The following is a 17718-nucleotide window of genomic DNA, read 5'->3' on the forward strand; positions in this document are numbered from 1 at the left end:
CTGATCAGGCTGCCGGAATCTTCAGCCGCTGTCCCGGCCGGATGGCATTGCCTTTCAGATTGTTTTCGCGCTTAATGTCTTCGGCCGAAATGCCTTTATACTTTTGGGAGATGGTCCACAGACTTTCGCCTTTGCGCACCGTGTGATACTTCGACGCCGAAGAACCGCTTTTACTTTTGGCCGACGAAGCTGCTACAGCCGTACTGCTGCTCTTCTTCGCCCCCTTGCTGCTCACGGCCAATCGCTGCCCGATACGCAGATAGGAGCTCTTGCTCAGGTTGTTCCAGGCCCGCAGATTGCTCACCGATACGCCATACTTCTGAGCTATCTTCGAGAGAGTCTCACCCTTGCGCACCTTGTGATAGACCATCGTGCCGGGGGCAATACCGGCCGGCTCGACCGAAGTGCGCTGCGCATACAGCTCGGCATCATGGGCAAAAATATCGTCCTGAGCCTCGATATAGGCATAGACCTGCTGCGAAGGCAAGATGAGTGCATAGGGGCGAATGTTGCCCGGGATAATGTCGCGGCGGTACTGGGGATTGAGGCTGCGAATCTCCTCGATCGGGATTTGCAGCACATCGGATATTTGCTTGAGGTGCACCCGGCGAGTCACCTGCACCGTATCGGTCAGGAGGGGCCGACGTGTAAGCACGGGACAAATATTGTGGTCGTTGTAATAGTTCATCACATAGTTGACGGCAATGAAGGCCGGCACGTATCCCCTCGTCTCGCGAGGCAGGTAAGGATAAATCTCCCAATAGTCGGTCTTGCCGCCCGAGCGACGGATGGCCTTGCTCACATTGCCGGGGCCGCAGTTGTACGAGGCTATAGCCAATGCCCAGTCGTGATAGATGCCGTAGAGGTCTTTGAGGTAGCGGGCCGCCATGGCCGACGACTTGATGGGATCGCGGCGCTCGTCGACCAGGCTGTTCACCTCGAGTCCCATGCTCTTGCCGGTCTTCACCATGAACTGCCACAAGCCGGCGGCACCCGCACGCGAAGTGGCATCGGGTCGCAGTGCCGACTCGATGATGGGCAGATATTTCAGTTCGAGCGGGAGCCCTTCACGCTCGAGAGCCTCCTCGAAGATAGGCATGTAGTAGGTACTCAGACCCAGCAGGTTCTCCACCAGGGCACGACGTCGTTGCACATACATGTCGATATAGCGACGCACCACGCTGTTGTAGGGCATCTCGATAACCGTGGGCAGTTGCGACAGCTTGCGGATATAGACCGAGTCGGGATAATCGACATTCACGCTGTTTTCCAGGCACGAATTGTCGACCACGGCATACTGCTGTATGTACCAGTTGGTCAGCAGTGTATTCAAATCGGCCTCCATACTCTCGGGATACACTTCGGTACTGTCAGAGACCAATATCTCCATCGAGTCGGGCAAGGCCACCTCGGTCGTATCCAACTCGATATACTCCTCGTCGAGCTCCACCCCCTGGGCGAAGCTACACAACGAAAGCCCCAAACCTGCTAAAATAAATCCTATCCTCTTCATTATCCTCTTTCTCTTTATTCCAATTCATTAAAACGTAATCGCACACTGCACACCCACCGCCGGCAATGCCGATCGGCCGGTGGGTATCACGGCCGGCTGCCACTGCATCGATATGTCGGGGCTCACGTCGAAGTGATACAACTGGGCATCGACATAGGCATCGATCATACAGATGGCATAGAGCCCGATCATGCAGATGATACAGAGGTCGCGATACTGCCGGTAGTAGTCCTTGCGCTGCTTCAGCACGCTGGTGAGCCAATCCTTGTCTATATCCTCCTCCTTGTAAGCCGAGGAGAAAAAGTCCATATAGCTGTTGGTCGTGGGGTCGCTGTCCATGATATCGAGATAGGCCCGCTGGTAGTCGGCCAACATGTTGCTGTTCCAGGTCGTCGCATAGAAGAGCCCCACATAACCGCCCACGACGATAGGCAGTTTCCAGTAGCGGCGGTTGTAAATCTGCCCCAGTCCCGGGAAGAGGGCCGACAGCCACACCGCCCGCATGGGGTCGGGGTTGAACGAGGCGGGACGCCACGACTTGCGGTGTGTCGATTTCAGCTGGGCGGTATCGGCCAGGGCAATCTGCCCCAGCGAGTCGGTAATCATCAGGGGTACCGAGTCTTGCAGCAGCGCGCCTATGCTGTCGCCCGAGGTCACCGACACCGAGTCGGCCACCACTTGCGGCTCGACGGCCCGTATCGAATCGGCCGGGAGGCTCTTGGCCCCCTGGGCCTGACGGGCTGCACCCGGGACGAGCCGTCCGCCGGTAACAGGCCGCGACAATTCGGGAACCGCGCCCAACGACGTCAAGCTCCACCACCCTATTATCCACACCAGTATCGAGGCTCTTTTCCAGCCCATGTTACCCGATAGTCTCAAAACTCTATTTCAATTTATCGAACAAACCGATAATTCGTTCTAAGTCTTCCTCGTTCTTAAACGGGATCGATATTTTTCCTTTTCCTTTCTCGTCGCAGCTAAACTGCACTTTGGCTTGGAAGAAGTCGGAGAGGTGCGATTTGAGCACGTTGTACTCCTGCCGCATCATCACCTTCTTCTGTGCCTTCTTGCGGGCACGTTCGCCACCGGCCGCAAGGGTCTTGGCCAACTCCTCGACGTTGCGCACGCTCAACCCGTCGGAGAGGATGCGCTCGTAGAGCTCGAGCTGCAGGGCCGGGTCGGAGACCGAGAGCAGAGCCCGGGCGTGACCCATGTCGATGCGCTTGTCGCGCAGGCCTATCTGTACCTCGGCCGGGAGTTTCAACAGCCGCAGGTAGTTGGCTATGGTGGTCCGTTTCTTGCCCACCCGCTCGCTCAGCTTCTCTTGCGTGAGCTGATAGAGCTCGATGAGCTTCTGGAAGGCCAGGGCGATTTCAATCGCGTTCAAGTCTTCGCGCTGGATGTTCTCGATGAGAGCCATCTCCATGAGGGTCTCGTCCTCGGCCGTACGCACATAGGCGGGAATCGTGTCGAGCCCGGCCATCTGGGCAGCGCGGTAACGGCGTTCACCGGCAATTATCTGGTAGTCGCCGCCCTCCAACTGTCGGAGCGAAATGGGCTGTATGATGCCCAACTCGCGAATCGAAGCCGCCAACTCCTCGAGCGCCTCCTGATCGAACTCGCGCCGGGGCTGGTCGGGGTTGGGCACAATCCGCGACAACTCTACTTCATGAATCGAGGAGGTACCGCTGGTAACGATGTTGTCCATCGAAATCAGGGCATCCAGTCCTCTACCCAATGCACTTCTTTTAGGTGCTGACATATCTTTGTTCTCCTTCTTTTCTACTATCTATCGATTCTTGGTAATCAACTCTTTGGCCAGCTCCATGTGGTTGACGCTACCCCGCGACTCGCAGTCGTAGAGCAACGCCGGCAGGCCGTGACTGGGGGCCTCGCTCAAACGGATGTTCCGTTGGATTACCGTATTGAACACCAGACTGCCGAAGTGGCCTTTCAGCTCTTCGTAAATCTGGTTGGCCAGTCTCAAACGCGAGTCGTACATCGTGAGCAGAAAGCCCTCGATTTCGAGCTTCGGGTTCAGTTTCGATTTGATTATCTTAATCGTATTCAACAATTTGCTAATCCCCTCCAGCGCGAAATATTCGGCCTGTACGGGGATAATAACAGAATCGGCCGCGGTGAGGGCATTGACCGTAATCAGTCCCAACGAGGGCGAGCAGTCGATCAATATGTAGTCGTAGTCGTCGCGCACTTCGTTGAGCGCCTGCGCCAACACCCGTTCGCGGTTTCTCATATTCATCAGTTCCAGCTCGGCACCCACCAAGTCGATATGCGAAGCTACCAGGTTAAGCCCGTCGACACAGGTATCTACCACCGAATCCTTAATCGAGGCCTGTCCTACCAGACACTCGTAGATCGACGATTTCACCTGTTGCGGGTCTATGCCCAGACCCGACGAGGCATTGGCCTGAGGATCGGCATCGAGGAGCAAAACCTTCTTTTCCAAAACAGCCAGAGAGGTAGCCAAATTGATCGAAGTCGTCGTCTTCCCGACGCCCCCTTTTTGATTTGCAATAGCGATAATTTTACCCATACTGTTATTTTTTCACTATACAAAGGAATATCTTTTCATCCACATTACGCACTCCGGTGTACTCGAAAATAGTCCAATTGTTGATAAGTGGCCCCTTTTGTTGATAAACACAACAGCCACTTCGCTGTTTTTCTGCGTAAAGATACACTTTTTTTCAGAGACTTCCACCAGAAACGGCCGCCTCTTTTACCTATTTTAGGACTCCATATTATCCGTTAAAATATAAAAGATTAAGATTTTTATTCATTACTTTTGCATCATTAAACAGATTTCCGCATGATATGAAAAAAATAATTCATTCTCAGCGACCGCTCATCCTCATCACTAACGATGACGGCATCCAGGCCAGAGGATTGCAGCAGGTCGCCCAATTTCTGAAACCGCTGGGCGACATCGTAGTGGTGGCCCCCGACGGCCCCCGCTCGGGACAGAGCTCGGCCATCACGGTCACCGTGCCCCTGCGCATGAAGGTAATCGACGAGCAGGAGGGCTTCTGCCAGATCAGCACCAACGGTACGCCCGTCGACTGCATAAAACTGTCGATGAATATTCTGTTCGACCGTCGCCCCGACCTCATCGTCTCGGGCATCAACCACGGCTCCAACTCGGGCGTAAGCGTGGTCTACTCGGGCACCATGGGTGCCGTGTTCGAGGGAGCGCTGCTGCACATCCCCTCCATAGGTTTCTCACTCTGCAACCACAAGGCCGATGCCGACTTTGCACCGTGCCGCGACCTCGTGGTCGACATCTGCCGGAAGGCACTCGCCGCCAAGCAATGGCCGCAGGGTATCGGGCTCAACGTGAACATACCCAACCGGCCGCAACTCAACGGCGTGAAGCTGTGCCGGGCCGCCCAGGGATACTGGACCGAAGAGTATGACTGCCGCGTCGACCCGCACGGCCGGGAATACTTCTGGCTCACCGGCACCTTCAAAAACAACGAACCCGATGCCACCGATACCGACGAGTATTGGCTCGACCGCGGCTACGCCACCATCGTACCCTGCTCGACCGACTGCTCGGCCGTCGGCACCGCACCCGAGTTTGCCTCGATATTGAACCTGTAAATTACAGCAGGGGGTGAAACCCCTACTCTAACAGGCAATACAAGGGTGCGTTCCGGTTCTCCAATCGAGCGCACCCTTTTGCATGACACAGCCCGGACAACTCACGGGAGGCAAAGGTGCAAGGGAGGGGGTTATAGCGTCGAAAAAATTTCTCCTCTTCTCCCCACATCCGAGCCACACCCGACCGACCGGCAGGCTCAAAGACTGTTTTATTGCATAAGCATGCAGTTAGAGTTTAAATTTCGCCCTATACTGTAAAAAATATACAAATTTTATTCCATTATTCTATTTTTTAGTTATATTTGTCGCATAATTATTCAACAGTAAAATTCGCATTATGAAAAATAAAGCTGCTCGTCTACAAGCAATACGAGAAATCATCATCCACTCGAGGGTAAAAAGCCAGGACGAAATTCTGCAACGTCTGCATGAATCGGGCTTCGACCTGACCCAAGCCACCCTCTCGCGCGACTTGAAGCAACTGCGCATCGCCAAGGTTCCCGGCAGCGACGGCTCCTACGTCTACATCATGCCCGAAATCGGGAGCGTAGGGAAACTCATGCAGGAGAAGCTGGCCGACAACTCCGAACGTCCAGTCTCGGGGAGCTTCATCTCCATCAACTTCTCGGGCAACCTGGCAGTCATCAAGACCCGACCCGGATATGCCGGCAGTCTGGCCTACGACATCGACAGCAACACGCCGCCCGAAGTGCTGGGCACCATCGCCGGTGACGACACGGTGCTGGTGATTCTCGAAGAGAACATCAACCACCAGCAAGCCATGTTGGCGCTCTCGCCCTTCATGCCCGACCTGCACAAGTAACCACACAAATTCTACGACGCTATAACCCCCTCTTAAGGAGAAGAGGACAAACACATTATGGAAGAAGAAATCAAAGTCATCGTTGCCGACGAAAGACATATCCCCTACGTCGACACCATCCTCGACACCATCGAGAAAGCAGCCAAGATAAGAGGAACCGGTATTGCCAAACGGTCTCCCGAATATGTAAAACAGAAGATGCTCGAGCGCAAGGCCATCATCGCGCTCGACGGCGACAAGTTTGCCGGCTTCTGCTACATCGAGAGCTGGAGCAACAAGCAATTCGTGGCCAACTCGGGCCTCATCGTCGTCGACGCCTATCGCGGTCACGGCCTGGCCAAACGCATCAAACGCAAAGCCTTCGAGCTGTCGCGTGAGCGATTCCCCGAAGCCAAAATATTCGGACTCACCACCGGCGAGGCCGTGATGAAAATCAACAACGAACTGGGCTACCGCCCCGTGGCATTTGCCTCGCTCACCGACGACCCCGCCTTCTGGAAAGGGTGCGAGAGCTGCGTCAACTTCGACATCCTGCAGCGCAACAACCGCCGCATGTGCCTCTGCACCGGCATGCTCTACGACCCCCACGAACACGAAAACAACGACAATCAACCTCAAAAATAACTGCATATCATGGCTAACAAGAAAGTAGTATTGGCTTTTAGCGGAGGTCTCGACACCTCCTTTTGTGTAAAATACCTGTCGCAGGAGTGCGGGTATGACGTCTATACCGCCATTGCCAACACCGGCGGTTTCGGTCCCGAAGAGTTGAAATCGATCGAAGAGCGAGCCTACCGACTGGGCGCCGTCAAGCACGCTACGCTCGACATCACCCAGGAGTATTACCAGAAGAGCATCAAATACATGGTGTTCGGGAATGTGCTGCGCAACGGCACCTACCCCATCTCGGTAAGTTCCGAACGTACTTTCCAGGCCATCGCCATCATCAACTATGCCAAGGAGATCGGGGCCGACTACGTGGCCCACGGCAGCACCGGTGCCGGTAACGACCAGGTGCGGTTCGACCTTACGTTCCAGATTCTGGCCCCCGAAATCGGCATCATCACCCCCACCCGCGACATGACCCTCACCCGCGAATACGAAATCGAATACCTCAAGAAGCACGGCTACACGGCCGACTTCAAGAAGATGGAATACTCGATAAACAAAGGGTTGTGGGGCACCAGCATCGGCGGCAAGGAGACCCTCAAGAGCAACCAGACGTTGCCCGAGGAGGCCTACCCCTCGCAGATGACGGCCACGCAGAGCCGCACCCTCACACTCGACTTCGTGAAGGGCGAGATTGCCGCCATCGACGGGCAGGCCTACGACGACAAGGTGAAGGCCATACAGGCCCTCGAAGCCATCGCCTCGCCCTATGCCATAGGCCGCGACATGCACATAGGCGACACCATCATCGGCATCAAGGGACGGGTGGGATTCGAAGCCGCCGCCCCCATGCTCATCATCGCCGCCCACAAGATGCTCGAGAAGCACACCCTCACCAAGTGGCAGCAATACTGGAAAGACCAGGTAGCCACGTGGTACGGCATGTTCCTGCACGAGGCCCAGTACCTCGAGCCGGTCATGCGCGACATCGAGGCCTTCCTCGACAGCTCGCAACACAACGTCACCGGCCGCGTAATCATCGAGCTGCACCCCTATCGCTATGTGCTGGTGGGCATCGAGAGCGACTACGACCTGATGAAGTCGGATTTCGGCGAATACGGCGAGGTGAACAAGGCCTGGAGCGCCGACGATGTGAAGGGCTTCACCAAAATTTTGGGCAACCAGATGAAAATTTTCTATTCCATACAAAATAAAAACAAAAAATAAATCGTAGATTAGAGTCCGAAAATCAAAACTGTCAACCCCATCGTTATGATTAAAGTAGGTATTATAGGCGGCGCAGGGTATACCGCCGGCGAATTGATAAGATTGTTGATCAACCACCCCGATGTAGAGATTGTGTTCGTACACAGCGAAAGCAACGCCGGAAACCGAGTGACCGACGTTCACACCGGACTGTTCGGCGAGACCGACCTTGTCTTTACCCGCGAGATGCCCTTCGACGAAATAGACCTGCTCTTCTTCTGCACGGCACACGGCGACACCCGCAAGTTCATGGAGAGCCACAAGCTGCCCGACGAGCTGCGCATCATCGACCTCTCGGCCGACTATCGGCTCGATGCCCCCGACAACGACTTCGTCTACGGGCTGCCCGAGCTGAACCGCAAGTACATCATCCGCTCCAAGCATGTGGCCAACCCGGGTTGCTTCGCCACGGCCATTCAACTGGCGCTGCTACCGCTGGCCAAGAACCTGCTGCTCAACAGCGAGATACACGTGCACGCCATCACCGGCTCGACCGGCGCGGGGCAGAAGCCCTCGCCCACCAGCCACTTCAGCTGGCGCAACGACAACATCTCCATCTACAAGCCGTTCAACCACCAGCACCTGTCCGAGATACGGCAGAGCCTCTCAAAGTTGCAGAACAGCTTCTCGGCCCCCATCAACTTCATCCCCGTCAGGGGTAACTTCTCGCGGGGCATCTTTGCCACGCTCTACCTCGACTGCCCCGTCGAGCTGGAGCTGCTGAAGGAGCTGTACAACACCTACTACGACGATCATAACTTCACCTTCCTCACCGACCGGATGCCCGACCTGAAGCAGGTGGTCAACACCAACAAGTGCCTCCTCTATCTCGAGAAGCACGACGGCAAACTGCTCATCGTCTCGGTCATCGACAACCTGTTGAAAGGAGCCTCGGGACAAGCCGTACACAACATGAACCTGCTGTTCGGCCTGCACGAACGGGTGGGGCTGCAGTTGAAACCTTCGGCTTTTTAAGCTGGAAACTGTTATGAAACTATTTGACGTATATCCGCTGTTCGACCTGGAAATCGTAGCCGGGAAAGGGTGCTACACCTACGACACGCAGGGCACCGAGTACCTCGACCTCTACGGGGGTCACGCCGTCATCTCCATAGGCCACTCGCACCCCTGCTACGTGAAACGCATTACCGAGCAGGCCCAGAAGCTCGTCTTCTACTCCAACTCGGTTATCAACAGCCTGCAACAGCAACTGGCCGATAAGCTGGGCGCCCTGTCGGGGTATGACGACTATGCCCTCTTCCTCATCAACTCGGGGGCCGAGGCCAACGAAAACGCGCTGAAACTGGCCTCGTTCCACACCGGCAAGAAGAAGGTCATCGCCTTTGCCCACTCCTTCCACGGCCGTACCTCGGCCGCAGTCAAGGTGACCGACAACCCCCGCATCGTCGCCCCCATCAACGACACCTTCGAGGTGGCTTTCCTCCCCCTCAACGACATGGCTCGTGTCGAGCAGGAGATGGCCGCCGGCGACGTCTGCGCCGTCATCATCGAGGGCATACAGGGCGTGGGCGGCATTCAGGTACCCGACGCGCAGTTCCTGCGCGACCTGCGCGAGGCCTGCACCCGCCACGGAGTCGTGCTCATCGTCGACGAAGTACAGTCAGGCTACGGCCGCACGGGCAAGTTCTTTGCCCACCAGCATGCCGGCATACGCCCCGACCTCATCACCATGGCCAAGGGCATGGGCAACGGATTCCCCATCGGGGGAGTCCTCATCAGCCCCCAGTTCACCCCCGTATACGGGATGCTGGGCACCACCTTCGGCGGCAACCACCTGGCCTGCGCCGCTGCCTGTGCCGTGCTCGACGTGATGCGCGACGAACACCTCGTCGACAACGCGGCCCGCGTGGGGCAATACCTCATCGACCGGCTCCGGGAGATTCCTCAAATCAAGGAGGTACGGGGCAAGGGGTTGATGATCGGGCTCGAGTTCGACCAGCCCGTCAAGGAGCTGCGCCACAAACTGCTGTTCGAGCAGCACGTATTTACCGGAGCCTCGGGCACGAACGTGATACGATTGCTGCCGCCTCTGTCGCTATCGCAAGAACAAGCCGATTGTTTTATCGGTAAACTTAAAAACATACTTCCATGAAAATAACGATTATAGGATGCGGGAATATGGGTGGAGCCATAGCCCGCGGACTGACCAAAAGCACTTTCGTAAACCCGGACGACATTACAGTGAGCAACCGGGGTAAAGAGAAACTGGAAACGATTCAGGGCGAGATTGCCTCGATTCACACCACCACCGACAACAAGGCCGCCGTGAAGGATGCCGACATCATCGTCCTGGCCGTGAAGCCTTGGGTTCTCGACAGCGTGGCCATCGACATTCGCAAGGAGCTCGACCTGCCCCGCCAGATGATTGTCTCGATTGTAGCCGGCGCCACTATCGAACGCCTGGCCGCTCTCTTCGCTTCGGGCGATGCCATCCCCGCCATCTTCCGGGTGATGCCCAACACGGCCGTGGCTATCCGGCAGAGCATGACCCTCTTCACCCCCTACAACGCCACACCCGAGCAGGTAGACGTCATCAAGACGATGCTCGACAGCCTGGGCAAGAGCCTTCTCGTCGACGAGAGCCTCATGGAGGCCGGCACAGCGCTCTGCTCTTGCGGCACAGCCTTTGCCATGCGCTACATACGGGCTGCCATCGAGGGGGGCATAGAGATGGGATTCCGTCCTCAAGATGCCCAACTGGTCGTAGAACAGACCGTCAAAGGGGCCGCCGAACTGCTGCTCGATACCGGCAACCACCCCGAGGTGGAGATAGACCGCGTGACCACACCCGGCGGCATCACCATCAAAGGACTTAACGAAATGGAGGCCGCCGGATTTTCGGCTGCCGTCGTTCGGGGATTGAAGGCCTCGAAATAGGCACATCCCTCCGAAGAGCTATTGCTGGGCTGGTTTACAAATCGTAAAACCGGTCCAGCAATTTCTTTTTGTAGACCTTGCTCACCCGGAGCTCCGACACCTTGTTGAACGGAGGCAACAACGTGCAGCTGTTCTCCGAAATCATATACAGGTAATTGATATTGATGATATACGACTTGTGAATCTGGATAAACTCGGGAGCGTAATTCAGAATCGTATCGGCCGTGGTCTGGTGTTTCAGAATAAAGTGCTGCAGATTGTTCAGGATGACCTTCCACAACTTGCGCTCCGAATCGTATTTGAAAAAGCCGATATTCTCGGCCCGCACAATGAGCTTGTCGTTGGTAATGGTGGTAATCAGTATCGACTGCATCGGCGACGGCGACGGTATCGAAGGCGGGACAACCATCCGGCTAGACTCGTCGCGCAACAGGTAGTAACGGTCCATAATCAGCGACAGTTCACTGTCGCTCACCGGCTTGAGCAAATAATCGAAAGCCTGCAACCGCAGAGCCGGCAACAGGTATTTCTCGTACGAGGTATAAAATACCACCTTCATATCCCAGTCGATGTGCCTGTCGAGCGACGACAGGAACTCCAGCCCCGACGTGTCGGAGAGCTCCACATCGAGAAAGAGTAGGTCGGGTTTATACCTCAAGACCGTATTCCAACCCTCCTCGCCGTTACCGGCTGTAGCTACCACCCGCACATCGGGGTAGGCTTTCAGCCGGTCGGCCAAGAGCCGTATCGACGGGTTGTCGTCGTCGACGATTACGGTATCAATTCTGTTTTCCATATCAATCGTTTATATCGAAGTTATAGCCGTCGGGGATAATCAGCTGGGCTCGACACCCCTCTTCACCCTCGGGAGTGTGACAGCCGCTCAACTCGAAACTCATCGGCCGCTTGTTGCGGGTGTTGAGCAACTGAATAATCTGGGCAACGACCCGCAAGCCCACTTGGACCTTGTCGCCGCTACGCTGCACGACGGGCAACGGCCCGTTGTTGAGCACCTCGATGCGGATGGCTCCGTCGTGGCGGTCGACCTGTACCGTCAACCGTTTGGCGGCATCGTGGGGCAGTTTCTTCAAGCCGTGCTTAATGGCATTCTCCACGAAAATCTGCACCATCATCGAGGGCAACTGCACGGCATCCAGCGCAATTCCATCGGCTACCTTTACCTGATAATCAAAATTTTCGCCCAGCGACTCGCCCTCGACAGCTACATAGAGGTTGATAAAATCGAGCTCCTCGCGCAGCGTCGTGATGAAGGCACTCGCCAGCGACTGCCCCTGGCGGAGCATGTCGACCAGGACCCCCAGCGACGAAGGGCGCCCCTCCTGCCGGGCCAGCAACTCGTGGTTGAGAGCATTGTAGATGAAGTGCGGCGTGATGCGGTTGCGGGCATTCTCCATCTTCATGGTCACGATGCGCCGCATCATCTGCTCCTCCCGCTGTTTCACCTGTTTGCGGCGGTAGAAGTAGAAAAAAATCAGCACCAGCACAACGACCGTCACCCCGGCCAGCAGGGCGTAGGTGCGCATCAACTGGGCCTCCTTGTCGCTGATGACCAGGTATTGATTCAGGATGGTGGCATCGCGCTCGTAGCGCATGCGGTTCTCGGCAATCTTCATGCGCACCCGCTCGCTGCGCAGCGAATCGGAGAGGGAGGTATAGGTCTGACTGTATTCGAATGCCCGCTTCCAATCGTGCCGGGCCTCTGAAAACCGCCGCAGGAAATCGAGCCGCAGCAATCCCTGCTCCGACCGCAGTTCGTCCCGATAGGGATACCGGGCCACCAGCTCGCCGGCCTTGTCGAAATCGCCATCTTGCAAAGCCAGTTCCATCTGTTGGGTGCGCAGGTGCGACATCACCATCTCGTTGTGTCCGCTTGCCCCGAAAAACGCCAGATTCTCGGCAATGAGCGGGCGAGCCTGCTCGGGCTGGTGCAGCTTCAGGTAGATGTCCGACAAGTTGGCTTGGCAGAAGTGGCGCTCCCACTTCATGTCGGGATAGTCGAGCAGAAAAGTATCGAGCCGCAAAAAGGTCTCCAGCGCCTGCGGATAATCCTTTTGATAGAAATAGTCGTTACCCAGGCTGTTCAAGTAGTTGAACCGGTCGTAAACCGTCATCAGGGGCCACAACCGGCCGCACTTCTCCCACCAGATTCGACTTTGCTCAAAATCGCGCAGGGTCGTATAGGTCGCAGCCAAACCACTGTACAGCGGAATATAGCTGGCCGTATCGGCCTGAATGGAGTCGGCCAGAGCAATGGCTTGCCGGTAGGTCATGGCACTCATCGACAAATCGCCTCCAAACTTGTAGGCATCGGCCAAATTGGCATAGCACAACAGCTTCTCCGACTCTTCATCACCCTGCTCGGCATAGCGACAGGCCTCTTTCTGATAGAAGAGCATCGAGTCGGCATTGAACACAAACTGGGTGTAATAGATACCCTTAGCCTGCATACATTTGACCATCAATCGGTTACGGAATTCCGAAAAGGGTTTCCCCGACAAATAGTGCAGCACGCTGTCGGTATTGAGCAATACCGAGTCGGGACGCCCCGTATAGAAATGGCGTACAATATCCTGTGTCACAAAGTTATAATACTCGTCGCTGTCGCGCGCCTCGCGTTTTCCCTGGTTGATGGCCTGAACGACAAACGAAATATTGTGTCTCTTCAGCGAATCGGCTATCGTCTGGTTAATGGCATCGAGCGATACGGTCTCGGACTGTCGAGAGGTACAGCCACTACCCACCAATATCCCACACAAAAACCAAGGGGCCAATCGCCAAAACTGTATTATTTTCATGGGTCAATCACTTATTCTATAAACAACAGTCAAGGCTCAAAAGGTATAAATCATTCGCGGGCTATGCCTAATCGGAGACAGCATTTTACCACATCCACGAGAGTAGAAAGGGCCCCCCTTTGACAATATCGAGCATCAACCATTTTGCAAGAAACAAAGGTACTACTTTTTTCCGACACGTTTACCATTTTTAAAAACAAACCTGTTAATCCCGATTTTTCACCTCTTATCCAACAATCGGGCCTCTTATCTCAAAAGCCACCTACCGCACAGTTGCCGGGCTGCTTTTATCGTCCTATCTTTGAGTTGTATTTTGTATGGTTACACGGTTCAAAAAAACAAAAGTACAAAACTAAAAAAGGGGACATAAATACAGGAATACTCTTTGTAAAGGCATGAAACATCATGCGGCTTGTTTTCGGGCGAATGCCCGATATAGGAATATCGAAATTCAAGTCCAGAAAGCAGCCGTGAGAGCGCAAGGGGGCTCGAGCAGCCTTTACACGCACATCAAGACAGAGAGGATCTCCATCACAAAACAAGAACCGTTCCGTCGTTAAAAACGACACATTCCTGTATTTTTTTACATGAGGGACTTCCTTGAAATCAAGGGAGTCCTTTTTTGTCGATTGCTCCTGCACGAAAACTCAAGCGCCACTTGCATCGGCTCGCTTTTTTCTCTATCTTTGTTACACGAAGATAGGATGCGGTTCGGCATAAAGTTCAAGTGAACGCTCTATTTTTGAAAAAGATTATACCACCAACAACTCAACAATATGTCTGTAAACAAAGTCATTCTGATAGGTAACGTGGGGAAAGACCCCGACGTGCGATACATCGAAAACAACGTGTGCGTGGCCAACTTCACCCTGGCAACCACCGAACGCGGATATACCACCCAAAGCGGGGTGCAGATACCCGATAAAACCGAGTGGCACAACATCGTGGCCTGGCGCGGCCTGGCCGAAGTGGCCGAGAAGTATGTGCGCAAAGGCACTCAACTCTATATCGAGGGAAAGATTCGTACCCGCTCGTGGGAAGACCAGAACAAGATTCGCCGCTACACCACCGAAATCTATGTCGACAACATGGAGCTGCTGGGCCGTCGCGACAGCCAGGCAACCGCAGCACCGGCTCCGGCCGCACAGCCTCAGGCTCAACCGCAAAGCTACCAGGCTCCGGCCAACCCGGGAAATGCACCGCTTGGCGGAAATAGTGCCGACGACGATTTGCCGTTCTGATAGATTGTTGTAATTTTGCAGGCAATTAACGGGCTACGCTCCTCGTGCCGGTTCAGACCGGCACGAGGAGTTGCCGACCCGGCATCGGGAGAGGCAAGCCTATTGTTTAACTAATACTCATTTTTCTTGGACCCAGATTCGTATTTATCGGTTTTCTCTGCCATCGAAGTGACCTCCCCTTCGGGCGGTGCCATTCTGGCTATCATCCTGGCAGGATTGTTATTGTGTGTCTCTGCTTTTGTTTCAGCTTCCGAAATAGCCTACTTCTCGCTCTCGTCCGAAGAGCTTCACGAGTTTGACAACGACGAGTCTACGACCAACGCCCTGGTCAAAAAGCTGCTTTCCCGTCCCGAGTATCTGCTGGCTACGATACTTATCTCAAACAACCTGGTCAATGTGGCCATCGTTATTCTCTGCAACTTCTTCTTTTCAGATATTCTTCATTTCCACAGCGACGTACTGGATTTCATCTTCCAGACGATTCTGCTCACCTTCCTGCTGCTGCTCTTCGGCGAGGTGATGCCCAAGTTCTATGCCAATCAGAAGCCGGTCAACTGGGTGCGACGCAGTTGCCGGGGGCTGTCGGTACTGGAGAAGATTTTCTCTCCGCTGGCCAACTTGCTGGTCAACACGACCCACATCGTCAACAAGCACATGGTGAAGAAGAGTGCCAACATCTCGATGAACGAACTCTCGCAGGCTCTCGAGATGACTCAGGTCGAGGCGAATGACGAGAAGGAGATGCTCGAGGGCATCATCAAATTCGGCGGCAAAACCGTGCAGGAGGTGATGACGGCCCGCGTCGACATTACCGACGTAGAGATACGTACCGACTTCAAGGAGCTGCTCGACCTCGTCATCGAGACCGGCTACTCGCGGCTGCCCGTCTACGACACCACCGAAGACGACATCAAGGGCATCATATACAGCAAGGACCTCTTGCCCTACATCGGGCAGGATGCCTCGTTCAACTGGCGCAAGCTCATGCGCCGGGCCTACTTCGTGCCCGAGACCAAGATGATCGACGACCTGCTGGAGGAGTTCCGCACGAAAAAAATCCACATGGCCATCGTCGTCGACGAATTCGGCGGCACATCGGGTATCGTCACGATGGAAGATATTCTCGAAGAGATTGTGGGCGACATTAGCGACGAGTACGACGAGGAGGAGAAGAACTACGTCAAGCTCGACGACAACACCTACATCTTCGAGGGGAAAACCCTGCTGAACGACTTCTACAAAATCACGGGACTCGACGAGAGCGAGTTCGGCGACAAGGCCGAGGACGCCGAAACCCTGGCCGGGCTGATTCTCGACATCAAGGAGGATTTCCCCAAGGTGAAGGAGCAAATCGACTACGGCCGTTGCAGCTTCCTGGTACTCGAGCTCGACAAACGACGCATCGGCAAGGTGAAGGTAAAAATCGACCCTGCCAAAACCGAAGAATAACCCCTGCGACCCCATGAAGCCGACCCTTCGCATACGACCCTATCGACTGGCTCTCTACGCGCTGCTCTGTCTCGTGGCCGGATCGGCCGGCTACTCATGCCGCCGCCAGTATACTCCCAAACCCGACGGCTACTTCCGTATCGACCCCTATCCCGATAGCTACCGGCGCACCACGCTGCTGGAGCCAGCCCTCTCGTTCGAGGTCCCCGAGGGGACGGTCGAGACGCTCGACCATGATACGACCCGCCATCACGGTGGGGTACAGTGGCTCAACATCCGGTTCCCCCGCTACCGGGCTACCCTCTATTGCAGCTACCACCCCTTGCGGGGCAATCTGGACCGACTGCTCGACGAAAGCCGCGAACTGGTCTACCGCCAGAGCATCCGCCCCGAAGCCGTACAGGCCGGCACCTACGAAAACGACAGTCTGCACATCTACGCCACCCTCTACGACCTCTCGGCCGAGAGCGCCACGCCGCTGCAATTTATCGCGACCGACAGCGTGCGGTACCTGCTGCGAGGCTCGGTCTACTTCGACGAACCGGGTAAAAGCGACTCCATCGCGCCCGTCGTCGGATACCTCTCCGACCACATCGCCCACCTCATCGAAAGCATAGAAACCCCTGCCCGATAGCCATGCCGCTCTACGACTACATATCGACCCCCACCGGAGCCACCGTTGCCTTGTGGCACCTCACCGAAACGGAGCCGGAACTGGCAGCTCTTCTGCCCGAAGAGGAGCGTCTGCGACTGACGGGAGAGGGACTATCGTCCAAACGATTCTGCGAACAGGCGGCCACCCGTCTGCTGCTCGAGCACATGGAGGCTACCCGCGGAGCCCTCGTGGCCCATACGGAAGAAGGGCAACCCTATCTGCCGGGACGCCCGGGGCACCTCTCCATCTCGCACACCCGCCAATGGGTGGCCGTGGCGTGGCACCCCACCCTGCCGGTGGGGATAGACATCGAGCGGACAGGCGTGCAGGTAGAGCGCGTGGCCACACGCGTATTCGGCGATGCCGAACTGCAGGCACACGCCGACCCGGCCCAGACGCACACCGTGTGGCTGCACCTGTGCTGGTCGGCCAAGGAGGCGCTGTTCAAGGCGATACCCGAAACCGAAATCGACTTTCGCGAACACCTGCACCTCACCCCGCCCGACACTATCGAAAAGGAGGGGATATTTACCGCCACCGAGAGCCGCACACCGGCGCGACGCGGTTACCGGCTGTGGTACCGCACCCACCCCGAGTGGGTGATGATCTGCGCCACGCCCTTAGCGTAACTCGGCTTTGAAACCGGCGGCACGCACGGCCTCGACTACCCGCTCGGCTGGCACGTCGGCATTGACGGTCAGCAATTTATCGGGATTCGACAAATCGAGGCTCCACTGCTCGGGAGTCAGAAACTGATTCAACTTTTCGCCAATCTTGGCTACACAACCGGCACATTTGGCCGAAGTCTTTACCTGTATCATGATTCT

The 17718-nt window shown here is 55.7% G+C and carries 18 protein-coding genes; 11 read left to right on the forward strand and 7 right to left on the reverse strand.

Translation table 11 applies throughout. From position 1 onward, the window contains the following. Nucleotides 1–4 precede the first annotated feature (4 nt). Genes NW211_RS01550 through NW211_RS01565 form a run of 4 tightly spaced genes read right to left on the reverse strand, consistent with a single transcriptional unit; the run spans nucleotide 5 to nucleotide 4067 of the window. Complete coding sequence (locus tag NW211_RS01550; RefSeq protein ID WP_258326696.1) at nucleotides 5–1513, reverse strand: lytic transglycosylase domain-containing protein; 1509 nt, start codon at nucleotides 1511–1513, stop codon at nucleotides 5–7. 27 nt (nucleotides 1514–1540) lie between these two features. Then, a complete protein-coding gene (locus tag NW211_RS01555) occupies nucleotides 1541–2374 on the reverse strand; it encodes a DUF5683 domain-containing protein (RefSeq protein WP_087409298.1) in 834 nt (277 codons plus the stop codon). 22 nt (nucleotides 2375–2396) lie between these two features. Then, nucleotides 2397–3275, reverse strand: a complete 879-nt coding sequence (locus tag NW211_RS01560; RefSeq protein ID WP_087409297.1) for a ParB/RepB/Spo0J family partition protein — start codon at nucleotides 3273–3275, stop codon at nucleotides 2397–2399. A gap of 27 nt (nucleotides 3276–3302) precedes the next feature. Continuing rightward, nucleotides 3303–4067 carry a ParA family protein gene (locus NW211_RS01565; RefSeq protein WP_087409296.1) on the reverse strand — a complete coding sequence of 255 codons (765 nt, stop codon included), beginning with the start codon at nucleotides 4065–4067 and terminating at the stop codon, nucleotides 3303–3305. Nucleotides 4068–4348: 281 nt separating this feature from the next. On the opposite strand from NW211_RS01565, the gene surE reads away from it, so the two are divergent. The 7 genes from surE (at nucleotide 4349) to proC (ending at nucleotide 10730) form a co-directional block, all read left to right on the forward strand. Then, the gene (gene surE, locus NW211_RS01570; RefSeq protein ID WP_087409295.1) at nucleotides 4349–5134 is read left to right on the forward strand and encodes a 5'/3'-nucleotidase SurE; all 786 of its coding nucleotides are present in this window, start codon (nucleotides 4349–4351) and stop codon (nucleotides 5132–5134) included. Nucleotides 5135–5471: 337 nt separating this feature from the next. Continuing rightward, the gene (locus NW211_RS01575; protein ID WP_087409294.1) at nucleotides 5472–5957 is read left to right on the forward strand and encodes an arginine repressor; all 486 of its coding nucleotides are present in this window, start codon (nucleotides 5472–5474) and stop codon (nucleotides 5955–5957) included. 57 nt (nucleotides 5958–6014) lie between these two features. After that, nucleotides 6015–6581 carry a GNAT family N-acetyltransferase gene (locus NW211_RS01580; RefSeq protein WP_087409293.1) on the forward strand — a complete coding sequence of 189 codons (567 nt, stop codon included), beginning with the start codon at nucleotides 6015–6017 and terminating at the stop codon, nucleotides 6579–6581. Nucleotides 6582–6590: 9 nt separating this feature from the next. Beyond that, the gene (locus tag NW211_RS01585; RefSeq protein WP_087409292.1) at nucleotides 6591–7793 is read left to right on the forward strand and encodes an argininosuccinate synthase; all 1203 of its coding nucleotides are present in this window, start codon (nucleotides 6591–6593) and stop codon (nucleotides 7791–7793) included. A 45-nt stretch (nucleotides 7794–7838) separates the two neighbouring features. Next, nucleotides 7839–8807 (forward strand): N-acetyl-gamma-glutamyl-phosphate reductase, encoded by a 969-nt coding sequence (gene argC / locus NW211_RS01590; RefSeq protein ID WP_087409291.1) that lies wholly within the window; start codon nucleotides 7839–7841, stop codon nucleotides 8805–8807. Nucleotides 8808–8820: 13 nt separating this feature from the next. Beyond that, the gene (locus NW211_RS01595; protein ID WP_258326698.1) at nucleotides 8821–9945 is read left to right on the forward strand and encodes an aspartate aminotransferase family protein; all 1125 of its coding nucleotides are present in this window, start codon (nucleotides 8821–8823) and stop codon (nucleotides 9943–9945) included. Next, nucleotides 9942–10730, forward strand: coding sequence for a pyrroline-5-carboxylate reductase (gene proC, locus NW211_RS01600; RefSeq protein ID WP_087409289.1), 789 nt, complete (start codon nucleotides 9942–9944; stop codon nucleotides 10728–10730). The genes NW211_RS01595 and proC overlap by 4 nt, the downstream gene beginning before the upstream one ends. Nucleotides 10731–10764: 34 nt before the next feature. Here the strand turns inward: proC and NW211_RS01605 are convergent, their stop codons facing one another. Both NW211_RS01605 and NW211_RS01610 read right to left on the reverse strand, forming a co-directional pair. Continuing rightward, nucleotides 10765–11526 (reverse strand): LytTR family DNA-binding domain-containing protein, encoded by a 762-nt coding sequence (locus NW211_RS01605; RefSeq protein ID WP_258326699.1) that lies wholly within the window; start codon nucleotides 11524–11526, stop codon nucleotides 10765–10767. Nucleotide 11527: 1 nt separating this feature from the next. After that, the gene (locus NW211_RS01610; protein WP_258326700.1) at nucleotides 11528–13546 is read right to left on the reverse strand and encodes a histidine kinase; all 2019 of its coding nucleotides are present in this window, start codon (nucleotides 13544–13546) and stop codon (nucleotides 11528–11530) included. A 776-nt stretch (nucleotides 13547–14322) separates the two neighbouring features. Here NW211_RS01610 and NW211_RS01615 point away from each other — a divergent pair. The 4 genes from NW211_RS01615 (at nucleotide 14323) to NW211_RS01630 (ending at nucleotide 17520) form a co-directional block, all read left to right on the forward strand. Further along, nucleotides 14323–14787 (forward strand): single-stranded DNA-binding protein, encoded by a 465-nt coding sequence (locus tag NW211_RS01615; protein ID WP_087409285.1) that lies wholly within the window; start codon nucleotides 14323–14325, stop codon nucleotides 14785–14787. A 126-nt stretch (nucleotides 14788–14913) separates the two neighbouring features. Then, complete coding sequence (gene gldE, locus NW211_RS01620; RefSeq protein WP_087409284.1) at nucleotides 14914–16236, forward strand: gliding motility-associated protein GldE; 1323 nt, start codon at nucleotides 14914–14916, stop codon at nucleotides 16234–16236. A 13-nt stretch (nucleotides 16237–16249) separates the two neighbouring features. Continuing rightward, nucleotides 16250–16870 carry a hypothetical protein gene (locus NW211_RS01625; protein ID WP_258326701.1) on the forward strand — a complete coding sequence of 207 codons (621 nt, stop codon included), beginning with the start codon at nucleotides 16250–16252 and terminating at the stop codon, nucleotides 16868–16870. 2 nt (nucleotides 16871–16872) lie between these two features. Beyond that, nucleotides 16873–17520 (forward strand): 4'-phosphopantetheinyl transferase superfamily protein, encoded by a 648-nt coding sequence (locus tag NW211_RS01630; RefSeq protein WP_258326702.1) that lies wholly within the window; start codon nucleotides 16873–16875, stop codon nucleotides 17518–17520. Here NW211_RS01630 and NW211_RS01635 read toward each other — a convergent pair. Then, nucleotides 17512–17712 (reverse strand): heavy metal-associated domain-containing protein, encoded by a 201-nt coding sequence (locus NW211_RS01635; RefSeq protein ID WP_087409281.1) that lies wholly within the window; start codon nucleotides 17710–17712, stop codon nucleotides 17512–17514. The genes NW211_RS01630 and NW211_RS01635 overlap by 9 nt on opposite strands. Between the last annotated feature and the right edge of the window lie 6 nt (nucleotides 17713–17718).

It is taken from the genome of Barnesiella sp. ET7 (assembly GCF_024733785.1).
Lineage (GTDB): Bacteria > Bacteroidota > Bacteroidia > Bacteroidales > Barnesiellaceae > Barnesiella > Barnesiella merdigallinarum.